The following is a 14,227-nucleotide window of genomic DNA, read 5'->3' as shown; positions in this document are numbered from 1 at the left end:
GGGCGCATATTGTATCTTGTGATATGCCCGTATAACGTCACAATAGAACGACAATTTAGGGAGCGAGATATGGCACCGAGGGCTAAAAAGTCGCCTGCAAGCAAAACGCAGGCGTCTTCTGTGACTGCACCCAAGGCACCTGCACCTGTGAACTTCGATAAGAAGCAGGAGCTGGACGCTTATCGCGAAATGCTGTTGATCAGGCGTTTCGAAGAAAAGGCCGGCCAGCTTTATGGCATGGGCTTCATTGGAGGCTTCTGCCACCTTTACATCGGCCAGGAGGCCGTTGTGGTCGGCATGCAGATGGCGTTGAAGGAAGGTGATCAGGTTATCACCGCCTATCGCGATCATGGTCATATGCTTGCCGCGGGTATGAGCGCGCGTGGCGTCATGGCTGAACTGACTGGACGTCGCAGCGGCCTTTCCAAGGGCAAGGGCGGCTCCATGCATATGTTCTCCAAAGAGAAGAACTTCTACGGCGGTCACGGTATCGTCGGTGCACAGGTTTCGCTTGGCACGGGCCTTGCGTTCGCGAATCGTTATCGCGACAACGACAATGTAACGCTGACCTATTTCGGCGATGGCGCTTCCAATCAGGGGCAGGTCTACGAAAGCTTCAACATGGCATCGCTATGGAAGCTGCCGGTAGTCTACATCATCGAGAACAACCGCTATGCCATGGGCACATCGGTTTCGCGCTCGTCCGCAGAAACGGATTTCTCGAAGCGTGGTCTTTCTTTCAATATTCCGGGTATCCAGGTTGACGGCATGGACGTTCGCGCGGTCAAGGCTGCAGCCGATCTGGCTGTGGAATGGACGCGTTCCGGCAAGGGGCCGATCATTCTCGACATGCAGACCTATCGTTACCGCGGTCACTCCATGTCGGACCCGGCAAAGTATCGCTCGAAGGAAGAAGTGCAGAAGATGCGCTCCGAACATGATCCGATCGAGCAGGTCAAGCAGCGTCTGATCGAGAAGGGTTGGGCAACCGAGGAAGAGCTGAAGGAAATCGACAAGGACGTCCGCGACATTGTCGCTGATTCTGCTGATTTCGCTCAAAACGATCCGGAGCCGGATGCATCCGAGCTCTACACGGATATTCTGCTCTAATTCCAGGAAGGTGTTGTCATGCCCGTAGAAATTCTCATGCCCGCACTTTCCCCAACCATGGAAGAGGGCAAGCTCTCCAAGTGGCTGAAGAAAGAAGGCGACAAAGTTACATCCGGCGATGTGATCGCTGAAATTGAAACCGACAAGGCGACGATGGAAGTCGAAGCTGTCGATGAAGGTATGATCGGCAAGCTTCTTGTCGATGAAGGCACTGAAGGCGTGAAGGTCAATACGCCGATTGCCGTGCTTCTCGGTGACGGCGAAAGCGCTTCCGATATTGGTTCTGCTCCGGCTGCCAAAGCTGAGGCACCAGAAGGCGAAGTCAAGGAAGAGCCAAAAGCCGAAGAAAAAAAGGCTGATGCTGTTCCGGCTGCTCCCAAGGCTCCGGCACTCGAAGTCGCGTCCGACCCGGACATTCCGGCTGGCACCGAAATGGTTTCCATGACCGTTCGTGAAGCGCTTCGTGACGCTATGGCCGAAGAAATGCGCCGCGACCCGAACGTATTCGTGATGGGTGAAGAAGTTGCCGAATATCAGGGTGCTTACAAGATAACACAGGGACTGCTCGACGAGTTCGGTTCCAAGCGCGTTGTCGATACCCCGATCACCGAACATGGTTTTGCCGGTGTAGGTGTTGGCGCTGCTTTTGCAGGGTTGCGTCCGATCGTTGAATTTATGACTTTCAACTTCGCCATGCAGGCAATCGACCAGATCGTGAACTCCGCCGCCAAGACGCTTTATATGTCCGGCGGACAGATGGGCGCTCCGATGGTCTTCCGCGGTCCGTCCGGTGCGGCTGCCCGCGTTGCTGCTCAACATTCGCAGTGCTACGCAGCCTGGTACAGCCATATTCCGGGTCTCAAAGTCGTCATGCCGTACACGGCAGCCGATGCCAAGGGCTTGCTGAAGGCTGCTATCCGCGATCCGAATCCGGTGATCTTCCTCGAAAACGAAATTCTCTACGGTCATCATTTCGATGTGCCGAAGCTCGACGATTTCGTTCTGCCGATCGGCAAGGCCCGCATTCACAAGCAAGGCAAGGACGCCACCATCGTTTCGTTCGGTATCGGCATGACCTACGCTGTCAAGGCGGCTGAAGAGCTGGCCCAGCAGGGCATAGATGTTGAAATCATCGATCTGCGCACGATCCGCCCGATGGATATTCCAACAGTTGTGGAATCGGTCAAGAAGACCGGTCGACTCGTGACTGTGGAAGAAGGTTTCCCGCAGTCATCCGTTGGTACGGAAATCGCCACCCGCGTCATGCAGCAGGCTTTCGATTATCTCGATGCGCCGATCCTGACCATTGCCGGTAAGGATGTTCCGATGCCTTATGCGGCAAATCTGGAAAAGCTGGCGCTGCCGACTGTCGCCGAAGTGGTCGAAGCGGTGAAAGCCGTGACCTATACCGCGTAACGAAAGGGTCTGGACATGCCGATCAATATCACCATGCCAGCGCTTTCTCCGACGATGGAAGAAGGCAACCTGTCGAAATGGCTGGTCAAGGAAGGCGACAAGATCGCTCCTGGCGATGTTATTGCTGAAATTGAGACCGACAAGGCCACGATGGAAGTGGAAGCTGTGGACGAAGGCACTATTGCCAAGCTCGTGGTTCCTGCTGGTTCCGAAGGCGTTAAGGTCAATGCACTGATCGCTATCCTCGCCGAAGAAGGCGAGGACGTGGCGGCTGCGGCCAAAGGCGCAGCTTCTGCCCCGAAGGCAGAAGCAAAGGCCGAGGCTCCGAAAGAAGAGCCGAAGCCGGCTGAAGCCAAAAAAGAAGCTGCAGCATCGCCCGCAGCAGCCAAGGCAGAGCAGCCTGCTGTTGCTTCGAATAAGGGCGACCGCGTGTTCGCGTCACCGCTTGCTCGTCGTATCGCCAAGGAATCCGGTGTCGATATCACTGCCGTGAAAGGTACCGGTCCGCATGGCCGTGTCGTTCAGCGCGATGTAGAAGCCGCTCTGGCTTCCGGTGGTGCCAAGGCTGCTGCGCCGAAGGCAGAAGCTGCCTCTGCTGGCGCGCCGAAGCCGATGTCGGATGATGCGGTTCTCAAGCTCTTCGAAGAAGGCACCTACGAGATCGTTCCACACGACGGTATGCGCAAGACGATTGCCCGCCGTCTGGTGGAATCGAAGCAGACCGTTCCGCATTTCTATCTGACGATCGATTGCGAACTGGATGCACTTCTGGCGCTGCGTTCGCAGATCAATGCCGCTGCACCGATGATCAAGACTGAAAAGGGCGAGGTTCCGGCCTACAAACTTTCTGTCAACGATCTGGTGATCAAGGCTGTTGCTCTTGCGCTGCGTGATATTCCTGAAGCCAACGTCTCCTGGACGGAAGGCGGCATGGTCAAGCACAAGCGTGCGGATGTAGGCGTTGCTGTCTCCATCCCAGGTGGTCTGATTACGCCAATCGTGCGTCAGTCGGAATCGAAGACGCTGTCCGCTATTTCCAACGAGATGAAGGACCTTGCCAAGCGTGCGCGTGATCGCAAGCTGAAGCCTGAAGAATATCAGGGCGGTTCGACCTCTGTGTCCAACCTCGGCATGTTCGGCGTGAAGGACTTTGCAGCAATCATCAACCCACCACATGCGACCATTTTCGCAATTGGTGCAGGTGAACAGCGTGCAGTGGTCAAGAACGGTGAAATCAAGGTTGCGACCGTTATGTCCGTGACCCTTTCAACCGATCACCGTGCCGTCGATGGCGCGTTGGCTGCCGAACTTGCACAGGCCTTCAAGCGTCACATCGAAAACCCGATGGGTATGCTGGTCTGATCGATCAACTTCAAGGGCGTCGCGTTCTGTTGAACTCGACGCCTGAGGTTTTTGAATGGCTGGACAACTGAACCTACGCCTGGCTGAACGCCGTGAAGCCGCTGAGATCGCCATTCTTGTCGACATCTCGTCGCACGGTTTTGCGTCATGGCTCTGGTACGGGGCTGTTCTTGAGGGGCGGACCGAAACGGCCATGGAACGCGGTCGGCAATATATGCGCGCCGACGGCACCGAGGGCTGGCAGAGTACGACCATAGCCGAGTGGGCTGGCGACATCGCCGGGCTTTCCATTGGCTTTACGGTAGACGAAAGCATCAACGATCAATCCGCGAAACATCCGGTTCTGGATCAGTTGATCACGATGCAGCGCAAGGTCATTGGCAACCGTTTTATAGACAGCGTTGGCGTTTATCGGGAGTTTCGCGGCAAGGGCATTGGCCGCGCGCTCGTCGCTAACGAGATCGATTTGGCTCACCGGAACGGCAATCCGGCAATCAGCCTGATAACCGAAAGCCACAACGATGTGGCGCTTTCCCTTTACGGTGCCCATGGTTTTAAGGAAATTGAGCGGCTCGAAGCGATAGAACGCATTGGGCAGGACAAAAGACACGACTGGGTGCTGCTCACCCGAGAAGTGAACTGAGCAAAGGCAGGACAATATGGCCGACATTTACGACGTTATTGTTATCGGCTCGGGCCCGGGTGGTTATGTCACCGCAATCCGCGCTGCGCAGCTTGGCCTCAAGACGGCTATCGTCGAGCGTGAACATCTGGGCGGAATCTGCCTCAACTGGGGCTGTATTCCCACCAAAGCGTTGTTGCGTTCGGCTGAAATCCTGCATTTTGGCGAACACGCCAAGGATTACGGTCTGAAGCTGGAAGGCACAATTACACCTGATGTGAAGGCTGTGGTGCAGCGGTCGCGCGGTGTTTCGGCTCGTCTCAACGGCGGTGTCGGCTTCCTGATGAAGAAGAACAAGATCGATGTGATCTGGGGCGAAGCAAAGCTTGTAAAGGCTGCTTCTGGTGGCAATCCGGTTGAGATTTCGGTCGGCAAGTCGTCAAAGCAGCCGATGCAACCGCAGAACCCTATCCCGAAGGGCGTTCTGGGCGAGGGAACCTACAAGGCGAAGCACGTCATTGTCGCTACTGGTGCACGTCCACGTTCTTTGCCGGGCATTGAGCCGGATGGCAAGCTGATCTGGACCTATTTCGAAGCAATGGTTCCACCGGAACTGCCGAAGTCCATGCTCGTGATGGGGTCGGGTGCGATCGGTATCGAATTCGCTTCTTTCTACAATGACATGGGCGTCGATGTGACGGTCGTGGAATTGATGCCGCAGATCATGCCGGTTGAAGACGCAGAGATTTCGGCATTCGCTCGCAAGCAGCTTGAAAAGCGCGGCCTGAAGATCATTACCGATGCCAAGGTTACCAAGGTCGAGAAGGGCGCAAACAACGTGACCGCCCATATCGAGACCAAGGATGGCAAGACTGATAAACTGACGGTTGACCGTATGATTTCAGCGGTTGGCGTTCAGGGCAACATCGAAAATCTCGGCCTGGAAGCGCTCGGCGTCAAGACTGATCGCGGATGCATCGTCATTGATGATTATGGCAAGACCAATGTTGCGGGCATCTATGCTATCGGTGACGTTGCAGGTCCCCCGATGCTGGCGCACAAGGCCGAGCATGAAGGCGTTATCTGCGTCGAGAAAATTGCCGGTCTTCCGAACGTTCATCCGCTCGACAAGAATATGATTCCGGGCTGCACCTATTGTAATCCGCAGGTCGCTTCCGTTGGTCTGACCGAAGCAAAGGCCAAGGAACAAGGTTACGATATCCGCGTCGGTCGCTATTCGTTTGCCGCAAATGGCAAGGCGATTGCACTTGGAGAAGATCAGGGACTCGTCAAGACTATCTTCGACAAGAAGACTGGACAGTTGCTTGGCGCTCATATGGTCGGCGCTGAAGTGACCGAGCTCATCCAGGGCTTCGTAATTGCCATGAATCTCGAAACGACCGAGGAAGAGCTTATGCATTCGGTCTTCCCACACCCGACCCTTTCGGAAATGATGAAGGAAAGCGTTCTGGATGCGTATGGTCGCGTGCTGAACGCATAAGACGGAGAGACGCTCATTCCGCTGATCGAGAACGGAGGGCCCTGGCGGCGTGCCGCCTGGCCCATCATTAAATGGTGTACCGTGGGAGGATTGGTGCTGGGGTTTGCAGCCGGCACCTTGAGTGTCCTTGGCGGCAACACCATATCGGTCAACGGAATGGCTTTAGCTGGCTGGTACGGTGTCTGGGTGCTCACATTGGCGCTCGGCACGGCAGGCTTGGTGTTTGGCCTGATATGGGCATTGGTTTTCCGGGCTCTTGGACTAGCGGCGCGGCGATGAGTAGCAAACCGCTTAAGTTGACAGGGTGAGGCCTGGGGATTAGGACCGAACCAAATGTGGAAGCATTTCAGGTCCATTCGTGAAAATGCTTCGGATAGGCAGGAAAAAGCATGGTTACAGTTCTCGACCTGGTGAACCAAGGCAAGCGTGAGCGGCACCCCGAGAAGGCCCATCGTCCGGACAATGTCGTCCTGAAGAAACCTGAATGGATTCGCGTCAAGGCTCCTGTCTCACGCGGCTATAGCGAAACGCGTGATATCGTTCGTTCAAACAAGCTGGTTACGGTTTGCGAAGAAGCAGGTTGCCCGAACATAGGCGAGTGCTGGGAAAAGAAGCACGCGACCTTTATGATCATGGGTGAGATTTGCACGCGTGCCTGCGCCTTCTGCAACGTCTCGACCGGCATCCCGACTGCGCTCGATCCGAATGAGCCAGAGAATGTTGCCAAGGCTGTCAAGCAGATGGGTCTGACGCATGTGGTCATCACATCGGTGGATCGCGACGATCTGGCCGATGGCGGCGCGCAGCATTTTGCCGAGGTCATTCAGGCGATCCGCGAAGCTACGCCTGCGACCACGATTGAAATCCTGACGCCGGATTTCCTGCGCAAGGAAGGCGCTCTGGAAGTTGTGGTCAAAGCCCGTCCGGACGTGTTCAACCACAATCTGGAAACTGTGCCGTCGCGCTATCTGAAGGTTCGCCCCGGCGCGCGTTACTTCCATTCGATCCGCTTGCTGCAGCGCGTCAAGGAACTGGACCCGACCATCTTCACCAAGTCCGGTATTATGGTCGGTCTCGGTGAAGAGCGGAATGAAATACTTCAACTGATGGATGATCTGCGTTCGGCAGACGTGGATTTCATGACCATCGGTCAGTATCTCCAGCCGACCCGCAAGCATCATCCTGTTATTCGCTTCGTGACCCCTGACGAATTCAAGTCGTTCGAAACGATTGGCCGGACAAAAGGCTTCCTGCTGGTTGCATCCAGCCCGCTGACGCGTTCATCGCATCATGCTGGCGATGATTTCGCCAAGCTGAGGGCAGCGCGCGAGGCGCAGATCGCTGCACGGGTCTAAGACAAGCAATGCCGCAGTTTACAACCGTCAGGCGTGTACATCACCGGGCAGATCAGATGTTCGGCCTCGTTGCGGATGTTGAGAAATATCCGCAGTTTCTGCCGATGTGCGAGGCTCTGTCGGTTCGCTCCCGCAAGGAGCGTGACGGCAAGGCGCTGCTGATTGCCGACATGACGGTCGGATACAAGCTCATACGCGAGACATTCACCAGCCAGGTGCTGCTGAAGCCCGAGGAAAATGTCATCGATGTGAAATATCTCGACGGGCCGTTTCGCTATCTCGACAACCGCTGGACCTTCAAGCCAGTGGGCGATGGAAGCGAATGCGATGTCGAGTTCTTCATCGATTATGAGTTCAAGAGCCGTACCCTCGGCCTTCTCATGGGAACGATGTTCGACCTCGCTTTCAAGAAATTTTCCGAAGCCTTCGAGAAACGGGCAGACCAGATTTTCGGTCTGGCCTGAAAAACCGTTTCACCCTTTTCAGGATGTGCTTTTACTGCGCTGTATAGCCGCCATCGACCAGTATGGATGCTCCAGTGACGAAGGAAGATTCGTCGCTTGCCAGAAAAAGAACAACGCTGGCTACTTCTTCGGCGCGACCGAGACGACCTATCGGATGCAAGGCCACAAGGGCCTGTTTCTTGTCGTCCGGAATATCCTTGAGAAGCGGTGTGTCGATATAGCCGGGACAGACTGCGTTCACCCGGATGTTCTGCGCGCCGTAATCGATGGCAAGCGTTTGCGTCAGAAGTTTTACGCCGCCCTTTGCCGCCGCATAAGCGGTGACGCCGGATTTCCCGACATGACTGTGAATAGAGCCGCAATTCACGATCACTCCGCCGCCTTGTGAGCGCATCTGGTCGATGGCGTATTTATCGCAGAGATAGACGCCGGTGAGGTTGATATCGATGGTTTTCTGCCATGCAGCTTCTTCCAGCTCGTCGATCGGGCCGTCTGCGGCGATGCCTGCATTGGCGAACATGATGTCGATGCGGCCGTAGGTTTCGACGGTTTTTGCAATCAGTGCCTGCACGGCTTTCGCATCGGTTACGTCGGTTTTGACGAATAATGCCCTTTCGGTGCCGCCTGCAAGCTCGTTGGCCAGTTGCTGACCATGCTCCGAATAATCCGCGATGACGACATTCGCTCCCTCCCGAATAAAAGCTCGAACGGTTGCTTCGCCGATGCCGCTTGCCCCACCTGTAATGATTGCTACCTTACCACCGAAACGCATCGCTATGTTCTCCTTGACTTATCAAAGACAAGGATAGTGCGCGGCAGATAAAAGTATATGCCTTAAATTTATCGAAGGTTTTCCAGAACGAGGTCCAATGCGGCGAGAACCGTCGCGTGGCGAATTTCAGCTCTGGTTTTTGGATCGAAACGGCATTCGCGATGAAGGGTTGGGTGGCCTTCTCGTGCCGATGCAATGTGAACGAGGCCAACGGGTTTTTCATCAGAACCGCCGCCCGGTCCAGCAACTCCGGTAACTGCCACAGTTACACCAGCTTGGGAGCAGGCAAGCGCTCCTTCAGCCATGGAAAGTGCGACTTCCTTCGAGACAGCGCCGACGCGATTGATCAGTTCTATCGGAACGTTAATCATTTCGGCTTTCGCTTCATTGGAATAGGTGACGAAGCCGCGATCCACGACATCGGACGATCCGGCAATGTCGGTCAGAGCTCCCGCTATAAGTCCGCCCGTGCAGGATTCTGCCGTCGCGATCATTACGCCAGCCTTGCGGCAGGCACCCAACACGGCAACAGCTTTTTCTTCTGCAATCAACGCGCTCATTCGGGAACCTCACCGGGATAGATGACCGTTGCTGTTGCAATGGCCGCGATCCCCTCACGGCGCCCGACGAAGCCAAGCTTTTCATTGGTCGTGGCTTTGATGGAGACGCGATCTGCTGCAATTCCCAGCATGTCGCAAAGCGCTTCTGTCATTGCTGCGCGGTGTGGACCAATCTTCGGCGCTTCGCTGATAAAGGTTACGTCGACATTGGCGATACGACCGCCAGCTTCACGTACGATATTGGCAGCGTGTTCGATGAAAATACGGGAAGCAGCGCCTTTCCACTGTGGGTCGGAAGGAGGGAAATGCGTGCCAATATCACCCGCTCCTCGTGTCGCAAGCAGGGCGTCGGTCAATGCATGAAGTCCGACATCGGCGTCTGAATGACCATTGAGTTTTGCTTCATGGGGGATTTTCACACCGCACAGCGTTACATGATCGCCGGGTTCAAAGGAATGGACGTCATAACCATTGCCAGTGCGAATGTCGGGAAACGAGACGTGGTCTTGCCGCAGGCGCTTGTCAGCCATTTCAATATCCTTTGCCCAGGTAAGCTTTGTATTGTCTGCCGATCCTTCGATGATGCGGACGGCGATGCTTTGCCATTCGGCGATGGCGGCATCGTCCGTGAAATCAGAGCGATTGATCGCGAAGGCCTTTTCATGCGCATCAAGGATAGGCGGATAGGGAAACGCTTGTGGTGTCTGCGCCGCAAAAAGGCCGGCGCGAGGCACCGTCGTTTTTACCGTCCCATCCGTAGCTGACTGCTTGAGCGTGTCCGAAACTGCCAGGGCCGGTAGAACGCCTTCATCGGGTGCGAGGTTTTCGACAATACGCTTCAGCAGATCCTGACTGATAAACGGTCTCACGCCGTCATGGATCATGACATATTGCGGCGCATAATCTCTCAACGCAAGGAGGCCAAGACGTGTTGATTCCTGCCGGGTGGAGCCGCCATTCACGACGAGAATGTCGCCACGGTTTTCCGGTAGGGTGCGCTGGTAAAGCACATGGTCATCAGGGTGAATGACGACAACGATGCTATCAACCAGCGGGCAGTCGATGAAAGCGCGCAAAGTGCGAGCAAGTACGGCTTCGCCACCGATGCGCCGGTATTGTTTCGGCCCTTCGACGCTCTGCCCGGCTCGCTCTCCGCGGCCAGCCGCCACAATGACTGCTGCTATCTTTGAAATGGTTGTCGCCTCTGCCAAAGGTTGCATCTGTTCAAATCTGCGTTTCCAAGCCGAATAATGCCTTGCGCAGATAAATGCCAGACGACAATTGATTTATCGTGATTTTGCGTGCGCTTTTCCTTGCGTTGAAAAGTGAGACTGATTAATGTATGTGCTAATTGCACCATGCACATCAAATAGGCACTTATTGGTGAGTTTTCTCGATCTACCTTTGACCATTGGCGGTGTGGCGCTTGCCAACCGTGTCTTTCTTGCGCCGATGTCGGGCGTTTCGGACCTTCCATTCCGCAGGCGCGCAGCCGAGGCTGGCGCGGGCATGGTAGTGTCTGAAATGGTCGCCAGCGCCGAACTCTGTAACCGTCACAAGGAAAGCCTTCTGCGCCTCTCAGGCGAGGGGCTTGGGACGCATGTTGTGCAGCTCGCGGGACGCGAAGCGCATTGGATGGGCGAGGCGGCCAGGATCGCCGAGGGTGAAGGCGCTGATATCATCGATATCAATATGGGTTGCCCGGCCAAGAAAGTGACAGGCGGTTATTCCGGGTCTGCGCTGATGCGCGATCTCGATCACGCAATGACCCTCGTTGAGGCCACTGTCAACGCGGTCGGCATTCCCGTTACGCTCAAGATGCGGCTTGGTTGGGACGAGAAAAGCATTAACGCGCCTGAACTTGCAAGACGCGCCGAAAGTGCCGGTATCGCCATGGTGACCGTTCATGGGCGTACGCGTTGTCAGTTCTATGAAGGCAAAGCGGACTGGAATGCGATTCAGGCCGTCCGCGACGCGATCAGGATTCCTCTGGTTGCCAACGGAGACGTAGCTTGTCGGCATGATGCTGAGGAAATTCTGCGCCGCTCTGGAGCGGATGCCGTGATGGTCGGGCGTGCTTCTTATGGGCAGCCATGGCTGGCCGGTGCAATTGCTGGAAGTGACCTTGCCCCGCAGTCGAGAAATGAAGTTCTTGATTATATTATAAAGCATTACGAAGATATGCTCGAGCATTATGGAAGCACGACGGGCATCCGTCATTCCCGCAAACATCTAGGTTGGTATATTGATCGCCATGCTGGTGCTGCATGTATGCCTGACGAGAAAGCAGAAGTGATGACCCTGACCGACAGGCAAGCCGTCATCGATGCTTTGCGTCGTATATTCACGCGCGAAGTTCCCGAAGTCGCGCTCAAAGAGGTTGCCTGATGCGCGAGAGAATGGAAACGAACGGCATTCCTTCGGTCGTGCTCGATGCGATCAGCCAGCCGGTTATCATGGTCAGCGCCGAGAATTATATAGCCTATGCCAATCTGGATGCGGAACAGTTCTTTCGTTCCGGTTCATCTATTCTAGCACGCAACCGGCTGGAATCCTTCCTACCCTTTGGCAGCCCGCTTCTGGCTCTGGTCGATCAGGTTCGCGCCAGTCAGATGCCGGTAAACGAATATCGCGTCGATGTTTCGTCGCCACGTCTTGGGGCGGAGCGTATCGTCGATATTTATGTAGCGCCTGTAGCGGAGCTGCCAGGCGCTGTGGTCATCCTCTTTAAGGAAAAGACGATGGCCGAAAAGATCGACCGCCAGATGACGCATCGCGGCGCGGCGCGGTCCGTGACCGGGCTTGCATCGATGCTGGCCCATGAAATCAAGAACCCTCTATCCGGTATCCGCGGTGCGGCACAATTGCTGGAACAGGTTGTCAGCGATGAGGATCGTGCGCTTGCGCGCCTCATTACCGATGAAACGGATCGGATCGTTTCACTGGTTGACCGCATGGAGGTTTTCTCGGATGAGCGCCCTATCGACCGCACTGCCGTCAATATTCATGCGGTTCTGGATCATGTGAAGGCGATTGCAAAGAACGGGTTCGCACGGAAAATCCGTTTTGTGGAAGATTATGATCCTTCTCTCCCGCCGGTTTTCGCCAATCGTGACCAGCTCGTGCAGGTTTTCCTCAATCTGCTGAAGAATGCCTCGGAAGCCATCGGCGATCGTGAGGGGGGCGAGATTGTCCTATCCACGGCTTATCGTCCAGGCATTCGTCTGCAGGTGCCAGGCGCGCGGGACAGAGTGGCCCTCCCTCTCGAATTCTGCGTGCATGATAACGGACCGGGTGTGCCACAAGACATGCTGCCGCATCTGTTCGATCCCTTCGTGACCACGAAGACCAATGGTTCGGGGCTGGGGTTGGCACTCGTTGCGAAGATCATTGGTGATCATGGCGGTATCATCGAATGCGACAGCCATCCTTCGAGAACGACTTTCCGCGTTCTGATGCCCGCATGGAAAAATACGGAACTGGCATCTGGAAATACTGGAGATAACGCATGACCGCAGGACGTCCGACAGGAACCATATTGGTGGCGGATGACGATGCAGCCATTCGGACTGTGCTGAACCAGGCATTGTCGCGGGCAGGCTATGATGTGCGCGTGACCTCCAATGCTGCCTCGCTCTGGCGCTGGGTGGCGACAGGCGACGGTGACCTGGTCATTACCGACGTTAATATGCCGGACGAGAATGCCTTCGACCTCCTGCCGCGCATCAAGAAGATGCGTCCCGACCTGCCGGTTGTGGTCATGAGCGCGCAGAACACATTCATGACGGCAATCCGGGCATCCGAGGCGGGAGCCTACGAATATCTGCCGAAGCCATTCGATCTGACGGAACTCATCAATATCGTCGGTCGTGCTCTGTCAGAACCAAAACGCAAACCCATTGCCGCTTTATCGGATGAGCAGGCAGATAACATGCCGCTGGTCGGTCGGTCGCCTGCGATGCAGGAAATCTACCGTTTGCTGGCGCGCATGATGCAGACGGATTTGACCGTCATGGTTACGGGTGAATCCGGTACAGGTAAGGAACTGGTTGCGCGTGCCCTGCACGAATACGGGCGCCGCCGAAAAGGGCCGTTTGTAGCGATCAATATGGCCGCAATCCCGCGCGACCTGATCGAGTCCGAGTTGTTCGGGCACGAGAAGGGCGCTTTTACCGGCGCTCAAAACCGCTCAAGCGGTCGTTTTGAGCAGGCAAATGGCGGAACGCTGTTTCTCGATGAGATCGGCGATATGCCTATGGAAGCACAAACCCGTCTTTTGCGTGTGTTACAGCAGGGCGAATACATGACAGTCGGTGGACGCACGCCGATCAAAACCGATGTACGCATTGTTGCAGCAACCAACAAGGACTTGCGGCAACTAATAGCGCAAGGACTGTTCCGCGAGGATCTTTATTATCGGTTGAATGTCGTGCCTTTGCGCTTGCCGCCGCTTCGCGAGCGCAGCGAGGACGTGGCCGATCTTGTGCGCCATTTTTTCAAGCGCGCTGCCGAGGAGGGGCTGCCTGAGAAGCGTATCAGCACCGCTGGTCTGGAAATGATGCGCCGGTATCCATGGCCAGGCAATGTGCGTGAGCTGGAAAATCTCGTGCGAAGGCTTTCGGCGCTTTATCCGCAAGAGGAAATTTCGCCGGAAATCATCGAAACGGAATTGAAATCTGAACTGGCCAAGCCGGACACCATTTCCGTCAGTGGCGGCGATATGGAAAATATTTCCATTTCGCAGGCCGTCGAGCAGAATATGCAGCGTTACTTTGCGTCATTCGGTTCCGATTTGCCGCCACCGGGTCTCTACCATCGGGTTCTGGCGGAACTGGAATATCCCTTGATCCTCGCATGTCTTACGGCAACACGTGGAAATCAGATCAAGGCGGCAGACCTTCTGGGATTAAATCGGAACACGCTGCGCAAGAAAATTCGCGAGCTTGGGGTCAATATATATCGCGGAAACAAGGGAAGCTAAGCGGTAACCATGCGCTAATAACGCATTAACTACATTATTTAATGAGCAATTAAGTCTGTTCGACTACTGTTGGTTGCATGAGAA

The 14,227-nt window shown here is 55.4% G+C and carries 14 protein-coding genes; 11 read left to right on the top strand and 3 right to left on the bottom strand.

The features are described from left to right. Positions 1 to 69 precede the first annotated feature (69 nt). From pdhA to FIB18_RS14395, 8 genes are all read left to right on the top strand, one after another. The gene (pdhA, locus tag FIB18_RS14430) at positions 70 to 1,110 is read left to right on the top strand and encodes a pyruvate dehydrogenase (acetyl-transferring) E1 component subunit alpha (protein ID WP_109987788.1); all 1,041 of its coding nucleotides are present in this window, start codon (positions 70 to 72) and stop codon (positions 1,108 to 1,110) included. An 18-nt stretch (positions 1,111 to 1,128) separates the two neighbouring features. Continuing rightward, on the top strand, positions 1,129 to 2,526 hold the full coding sequence (locus FIB18_RS14425) for a pyruvate dehydrogenase complex E1 component subunit beta (RefSeq protein WP_140021377.1): 1,398 nt from the start codon (positions 1,129 to 1,131) through the stop codon (positions 2,524 to 2,526). Positions 2,527 to 2,541: 15 nt separating this feature from the next. Further along, complete coding sequence (locus FIB18_RS14420; RefSeq protein WP_140021376.1) at positions 2,542 to 3,888, top strand: pyruvate dehydrogenase complex dihydrolipoamide acetyltransferase; 1,347 nt, start codon at positions 2,542 to 2,544, stop codon at positions 3,886 to 3,888. Positions 3,889 to 3,943: 55 nt separating this feature from the next. Then, the gene (locus FIB18_RS14415; protein WP_140021375.1) at positions 3,944 to 4,531 is read left to right on the top strand and encodes a GNAT family N-acetyltransferase; all 588 of its coding nucleotides are present in this window, start codon (positions 3,944 to 3,946) and stop codon (positions 4,529 to 4,531) included. A 16-nt stretch (positions 4,532 to 4,547) separates the two neighbouring features. Next, positions 4,548 to 6,011, top strand: coding sequence for a dihydrolipoyl dehydrogenase (gene lpdA / locus FIB18_RS14410; protein WP_140021374.1), 1,464 nt, complete (start codon positions 4,548 to 4,550; stop codon positions 6,009 to 6,011). Between the two features lie 81 nt (positions 6,012 to 6,092). Then, positions 6,093 to 6,290: a hypothetical protein gene (locus FIB18_RS14405; RefSeq protein ID WP_140021373.1), complete on the top strand. Its 198-nt coding sequence runs from the start codon at positions 6,093 to 6,095 to the stop codon at positions 6,288 to 6,290. 110 nt (positions 6,291 to 6,400) lie between these two features. Next, a complete protein-coding gene (gene lipA, locus FIB18_RS14400) occupies positions 6,401 to 7,366 on the top strand; it encodes a lipoyl synthase (protein WP_140021372.1) in 966 nt (321 codons plus the stop codon). A gap of 8 nt (positions 7,367 to 7,374) precedes the next feature. After that, positions 7,375 to 7,830, top strand: coding sequence for a type II toxin-antitoxin system RatA family toxin (locus FIB18_RS14395; RefSeq protein ID WP_140021371.1), 456 nt, complete (start codon positions 7,375 to 7,377; stop codon positions 7,828 to 7,830). Positions 7,831 to 7,861: 31 nt separating this feature from the next. Here the strand turns inward: FIB18_RS14395 and FIB18_RS14390 are convergent, their stop codons facing one another. From FIB18_RS14390 to FIB18_RS14380, 3 genes are all read right to left on the bottom strand, one after another. Then, positions 7,862 to 8,602 (bottom strand): SDR family NAD(P)-dependent oxidoreductase, encoded by a 741-nt coding sequence (locus FIB18_RS14390; RefSeq protein WP_140021370.1) that lies wholly within the window; start codon positions 8,600 to 8,602, stop codon positions 7,862 to 7,864. A gap of 68 nt (positions 8,603 to 8,670) precedes the next feature. Beyond that, positions 8,671 to 9,162 carry a CinA family protein gene (locus FIB18_RS14385; RefSeq protein ID WP_140021369.1) on the bottom strand — a complete coding sequence of 164 codons (492 nt, stop codon included), beginning with the start codon at positions 9,160 to 9,162 and terminating at the stop codon, positions 8,671 to 8,673. After that, positions 9,159 to 10,382 (bottom strand): bifunctional 2-C-methyl-D-erythritol 4-phosphate cytidylyltransferase/2-C-methyl-D-erythritol 2,4-cyclodiphosphate synthase, encoded by a 1,224-nt coding sequence (locus FIB18_RS14380; RefSeq protein ID WP_140021368.1) that lies wholly within the window; start codon positions 10,380 to 10,382, stop codon positions 9,159 to 9,161. Before FIB18_RS14380 ends, FIB18_RS14385 begins: the two co-directional genes overlap by 4 nt. Positions 10,383 to 10,545: 163 nt before the next feature. On the opposite strand from FIB18_RS14380, the gene dusB reads away from it, so the two are divergent. Genes dusB through ntrC form a run of 3 tightly spaced genes read left to right on the top strand, consistent with a single transcriptional unit; the run spans position 10,546 to position 14,143 of the window. Further along, a complete protein-coding gene (dusB, locus tag FIB18_RS14375; protein ID WP_174977435.1) occupies positions 10,546 to 11,550 on the top strand; it encodes a tRNA dihydrouridine synthase DusB in 1,005 nt (334 codons plus the stop codon). Further along, positions 11,550 to 12,674, top strand: a complete 1,125-nt coding sequence (locus tag FIB18_RS14370) for a two-component system sensor histidine kinase NtrB (RefSeq protein WP_140021366.1) — start codon at positions 11,550 to 11,552, stop codon at positions 12,672 to 12,674. The genes dusB and FIB18_RS14370 overlap by 1 nt, the downstream gene beginning before the upstream one ends. After that, positions 12,671 to 14,143, top strand: coding sequence for a nitrogen regulation protein NR(I) (gene ntrC / locus FIB18_RS14365; protein ID WP_140021365.1), 1,473 nt, complete (start codon positions 12,671 to 12,673; stop codon positions 14,141 to 14,143). Before FIB18_RS14370 ends, ntrC begins: the two co-directional genes overlap by 4 nt. The last annotated feature ends 84 nt before the right edge of the window (positions 14,144 to 14,227 follow it).

It is taken from the genome of Brucella pecoris (genome assembly GCF_006376675.1).
GTDB classification, from domain to species: Bacteria; Pseudomonadota; Alphaproteobacteria; order Rhizobiales; family Rhizobiaceae; genus Brucella; species Brucella pecoris.
The sequence above is the reverse complement of the archived record's forward strand: the minus strand, read 5'-3'. Positions and strand labels throughout refer to the sequence as shown.

Coding starts and splice junctions, on each gene's coding strand:
- ntrC (WP_140021365.1), top strand. CDS start 12,671: ATGACCGCAGGACGTCCGACAGGAACCATATTGGTGGCGGATGACGAT.
- FIB18_RS14385 (WP_140021369.1), bottom strand. CDS start 9,162: ATGAGCGCGTTGATTGCAGAAGAAAAAGCTGTTGCCGTGTTGGGTGCC.
- lpdA (WP_140021374.1), top strand. CDS start 4,548: ATGGCCGACATTTACGACGTTATTGTTATCGGCTCGGGCCCGGGTGGT.
- FIB18_RS14415 (WP_140021375.1), top strand. CDS start 3,944: ATGGCTGGACAACTGAACCTACGCCTGGCTGAACGCCGTGAAGCCGCT.
- pdhA (WP_109987788.1), top strand. CDS start 70: ATGGCACCGAGGGCTAAAAAGTCGCCTGCAAGCAAAACGCAGGCGTCT.
- FIB18_RS14425 (WP_140021377.1), top strand. CDS start 1,129: ATGCCCGTAGAAATTCTCATGCCCGCACTTTCCCCAACCATGGAAGAG.
- FIB18_RS14420 (WP_140021376.1), top strand. CDS start 2,542: ATGCCGATCAATATCACCATGCCAGCGCTTTCTCCGACGATGGAAGAA.
- FIB18_RS14390 (WP_140021370.1), bottom strand. CDS start 8,602: ATGCGTTTCGGTGGTAAGGTAGCAATCATTACAGGTGGGGCAAGCGGC.
- FIB18_RS14370 (WP_140021366.1), top strand. CDS start 11,550: ATGCGCGAGAGAATGGAAACGAACGGCATTCCTTCGGTCGTGCTCGAT.
- FIB18_RS14395 (WP_140021371.1), top strand. CDS start 7,375: ATGCCGCAGTTTACAACCGTCAGGCGTGTACATCACCGGGCAGATCAG.
- FIB18_RS14380 (WP_140021368.1), bottom strand. CDS start 10,382: ATGCAACCTTTGGCAGAGGCGACAACCATTTCAAAGATAGCAGCAGTC.
- lipA (WP_140021372.1), top strand. CDS start 6,401: ATGGTTACAGTTCTCGACCTGGTGAACCAAGGCAAGCGTGAGCGGCAC.